This window comes from Micromonospora tarensis, from assembly GCF_016803395.1.
GTDB classification, from domain to species: Bacteria; Actinomycetota; Actinomycetes; order Mycobacteriales; family Micromonosporaceae; genus Micromonospora; species Micromonospora tarensis.
Genome location: NZ_JAEVHL010000364.1, coordinates 1 through 4,591, shown reverse-complemented (window position 1 = coordinate 4,591; position 4,591 = coordinate 1). Strand labels below are relative to the sequence as shown.

At 74.5% G+C, this 4,591-nt stretch carries 2 protein-coding genes; both read left to right on the top strand.

The annotated features are described in order from the left end of the window. Positions 1–13: 13 nt before the first annotated feature. Positions 14–2,824, top strand: coding sequence for a type I polyketide synthase (locus JM949_RS33810; protein ID WP_309232442.1), 2,811 nt, complete (start codon positions 14–16; stop codon positions 2,822–2,824). After that, the coding region (locus tag JM949_RS33805) for a beta-ketoacyl reductase (protein WP_203152098.1) at positions 2,821–4,591 on the top strand (1,771 nt) is incomplete at its 3' end. The genes JM949_RS33810 and JM949_RS33805, both read left to right, overlap by 4 nt.

The following is a 4,591-nucleotide window of genomic DNA, read 5'->3' as shown; positions in this document are numbered from 1 at the left end:
CCGTCCGCCGCCGGTGGTGCCGCCGGTGGTGAGCCCTGCCGCGCCGGTGCGGCCGCCCGTGGTGACGCCGGTGGCCACCTCGACCCCGACGCCGAGCACCGCCGAGATCGCCGTGATCGGCATGTCGGCCCGCTTTCCGGACGCCCCGGACCTGGACCGGTTCTGGCGCAACCTGGTCGAGGGGCGCAGCGCGGTGCGGGAGGTGACCCGCTGGCCGGCCGAGGAGTTCTACCACCCCGACCCGCGCCGCGCCGACCGCAGTTACAGCCGGTGGGGCGCGTTGCTCGACGACGTGGACCGGTTCGACCCGCTGTTCTTCGCCATCTCCCCTAAGGAAGCCGAACGGATGGACCCGCAGCAGCGGCTGCTGCTGGAGGAGACCTGGCGGGCGGTGGAGGACGCCGGTTACGCACGCGAGGACCTCGCCGGCAGCCGCTGCGGCGTGTACGTCGGCTACAACGGCAACGACTACCTGCGGACGGTGGAGGCGACCGAACCGCTCAGCGCGCACGCGTTTCTCGGCAACAGTGAGGCCATCCTCGCCGCCCGGCTCTCCTACCTGTGGGACCTGCGCGGGCCGTGCATCACCGTCAACACCGCCTGCTCGTCGTCGCTGACCGCGCTGCACCTGGCCGCCGAGGCGCTGCGCTCGGGCGAGGTGGACACCGCCATCGTCGCCGGGGTCATGGTGATGAACACGCCGCTCTTCTACCACCTCGCCAGCCGGGCGCAGATGCTCTCACCCACCGGCGCCTGCCGGACCTTCGACGCCGCGGCGGACGGCTTCGTGCCCGGCGAGGGTGTCGGCGTCGTCGTCCTCAAGCGCCTCGACACCGCGCTGGGCGACCGGGACCACGTCCACGCCGTCGTGGTGGGCTCCGGGCTCAACCAGGACGGGCAGACCAACGGCATCACCGCGCCGAACGGCGCGGCGCAGACGGCCCTGGAGACCGAGGTCTACGACCGGTTCGGCGTACGCCCGGAGCGGATCGGCTACGTCGAGGCGCACGGCACGGGCACCCGGCTGGGTGACCCGATCGAGGTCGCCGCGCTCACCGAGGCGTTCCGCCGGTACACCGACCGCACCGGGTTCTGCGCGATCGGATCGGTCAAGACCAACATCGGTCACACCCTCGCCACCGCCGGCATGGCCGGCCTGATCAAGCTCGTCCTCTGTGTCCGGGAGGGGATGCACGTGCCGTCGCTCAACTTCCGCGAGGGCAACGACCTGATCGGCCTGCCGAACACCCCCTTCTACGTCAACACCCGGTCCCGACCGTGGCACGAGCCGGACGGTCCCCGCTACGGCGCGGTGAGCGCCTTCGGCTTCAGTGGCACCAACGCGCACGTCGTCGTGCGGGAGGCGGTCGAGGTGGCCACGCCGGCCGAGGCGTCGGCCCGGCCGGCGTACCTGGTCGGACTCTCCGGCCACACCGACCAGGCGCTGCGCGACCGCGCGGGCGACCTGCTGAGATGGCTGGAGTCCGCGACCACGACGCCGCAACTCCGCGACGTCGCCTTCACCACTCTGGTCGGCCGGGCACATCACAGGCGCCGGGCGGCCTGGGTGGTCCGGGACATCGCCGGGCTCATCGACAGCCTGCGCGCCTGGTTGGCCGGTGACACCGCCGGCCTACCGGCACGTTCGCTGCCGGTCGAGACCGCGCAGCGGATGTGCGCCGAGGCGGCGCACGGCCCGGACCCCACGGACGCGCTCAGCGCGCTGGCCGCCGGCTACCGCGCCGGCGCCGACCTGTCGTGGCGACAGTTGTTCGTGGGGGAGCGGTGCCGCCGGCTGCCGCTGCCGACCTATCCCTTCGCCGGGCAGCGGTACGGCCTGACCCCGGTCGGTCAGGCGTCCCGTCCCGACGCCGAGTGCCCACACCCGATGATCTCCGCGAGCCGGGTCGACCCGACCGGACGACGGGTCGCGGTGGACCTGGACGGCAGCGAGTTCTACATCCGGGACCACGTCGTGGCCGGCATCCCGACGCTGCCCGGGGCGGCCGTGCTCGAACTGGCCCGCGCCGCGGGGGAGTTGGCGACCGACGCGCCGGTGGTGGAGCTTCGCCGGGTCACCTGGACGCGTGCTGTCACCGTGGACCGACCCCGCGTCCTGCACGTCAGCGTGGCGGCGACCGCGCGACCCGGTGTGCTGGACGTCGCGGTCCGTGACCCGGAGGCGGCCGACGGGCACAGCACGTACGCGAGCGGACAGGTCGTCGTCGCCCCGGCCGGGGCCGACCCGCGGCGTCCCGTGGTCGACCTCGACGCCGTCCTGCGGCGCTGCACCCGGCGCGTCGACGGTGTCGACCTGTACCGCAGCTTCGCCGACGCCGGCATCCGGTACGGCCCCACCTTCCAGACGATCCGCGCGCTGCACTGCGCCGACGACGAGGTGCTGGCCGAACTGGCGCTGCCGGACGGCACGCCCACGGCCGGGCTCCGCCTGCACCCCGCCCTGGTGGACGGGGCGATGCAGGCCATCTCGGGCCTGTTCCCGGCCGCCGAGGCCTGGACGGCGGGCCCACGGATCCCGTTCACTGTCGGCCGGGTCGCGGCACACACCGGCACCGAGCAGGTCCGCTACGCCCACGTGCTGCCGGTCGCGCAGCGGTCCCGCTTCGCCGTGACGCTGCTCGACGACTCCGGCACGCCGGTGGTGACCCTCGGCGACGTGGTGCTGCGCCCGGTCAGGACACCCGTGGCGGAACCGCCACCGAAGGCCCCGGACGAGGAACGCCTCACCGAACTGCTGCGGCGGCTGCACGCCGGCCAGGCCGAGGTGCACGAGGTCAAGCGGGAATGGGAGACGTTGTCGTGAACGGTCAGCCGCAGACGGTGGACGAGGTGCTGCACCGGGTACGCGCCGGCGAGCTGACCCCGGAGCAGGCGTTGCCGCTGCTCCGGGCGGCGGCCGCCGGCACCGGCGACCTGGTCCGGCTCCAGCAGGTCTGGGAGCCGGCGCCGCTCGTGGCGACGCCGGGCCGACGCCTCGGTCACCTGGCAGTGATCGGGGGCGGAGACCTGCGGGTGCCGGCCGCCGCGTGGGTGGCCGACCGGCTCTCCGTGGTCGAGACCCCCACCGACCCCGAGGAGGCGGGCCGGCGGTGGGCGGACCTGTGCGCCCACGGCGTACCCGACGCGGTGGTGTACGCCGGCGACCTGGACGCGCCCGGCGACCGCCCGCCACGCCCGGAGCAGCTCGACCGCGACGTCGCGCCCCTGCTCTGCCTGCTGCGCGCCGCCGCGCGGACGCCCTCGGACACCCCGGTCCGGGTCGTCATCGCGCACCCGGGATCTCTGCTGGGTGCCGCCCTGGGCGGCTTCGCGCGCTCGGTGGCCCGGGAGTGCGGCTGGCTACGCCCGCGGATCGTGGATGTCGGCGCGCTGCGCGGCGACGCGCTGGCGGCGGCGCTGTGGCCGGAGCTGATCGGAGCGGACTCGGCAGTCGAGGTGCGGTTCGGCGCGGCGGGGCGGGAGACGCTGGGGTACCGGCGGGTGCCGGTCGGGGTCGCCGGCGCGGCCGTCGTGTCGACAGGTGACGTGTACGTGGTCTCCGGTGGCCTGGGCGGGTTGGGTCGGCCGGTGGTCGAGTCGCTGGTCCGCTCGGGCGCGCGGGTGGGGGTGCTGGGCCGTTCCGAGCCGGACGCGGCGGCTCGCCGCTGGCTGGCGGGACGTGCCGAGTCGGTGATCTTCGTGCGTACCGACGTGTCGGTACGCACGGAGGTGGTCGCGGCGGTCGGATCGGTGCGGGAGCGGTTCGGCCGGGTGGACGGCGTGGTGCACGCCGCCGGGGTGACCGCCGACGGGTGGCTGCGGGACAAGTCGGTGGCCGGGTTCCGATCGGTGGTGGCGGCGAAGGTGTGGGGAGCGGTGTGGCTGGACGAGGCCACCGCCGCCGACGACCTGAAGGTCTTCGTCGGGTTCTCGTCGGTGGCCGGGCTGGTGGGCAACGCCGGCCAGTGCGACTACGCGTTCGGCAACCGGTTCCTGGACGAGTTCGTGCGGTGGCGGGCGGGGCGGCGACCGGGGCGCAGCGTGTCGGTGGCGTGGCCCTACTGGGCCGACGGCGGGATGCGCATCGACGAGGCCACCCAACGCCTGATGCGCGGTGTCGCGGGGATCCGGCCGATCGACGTCGCCGAGGGCCTCGCGATGTTCGAACGCGCGCTGGCGGCCGACGAGCCGCTCCTCATCGAGCTGCACGGGGACCAGGACCGGATCCTGCGGACCTTCGCGGCGACCGCTGGCGGACCCGGACCGGCCAGCGCCGACCCGACCGACGCGGACAACCACGCCGGGGCGGCCGACCGGCTGGTCGACCGGGTGCGCGCGGACCTGCTCGCGGCGATCCGTACCGTCCTCGACGTCGATCCCGCCGACGTGGACCTAGACGCCCACCTCAGCGAGTTCGGCTTCGACTCGATCTCCTTCACCGAGCTGGCGAACGTGTTGAACGAGCGGTTGGGGCTGGACCTGCTGCCGTCGGTCTTCTTCGAGTACCCGACGCTCGCGGCGTTCGCCGACCACCTGCTTCGCGACCACTCGACCAGCTCCGCGAACTACGGCGCCGAGCCGGCGCCCGCGC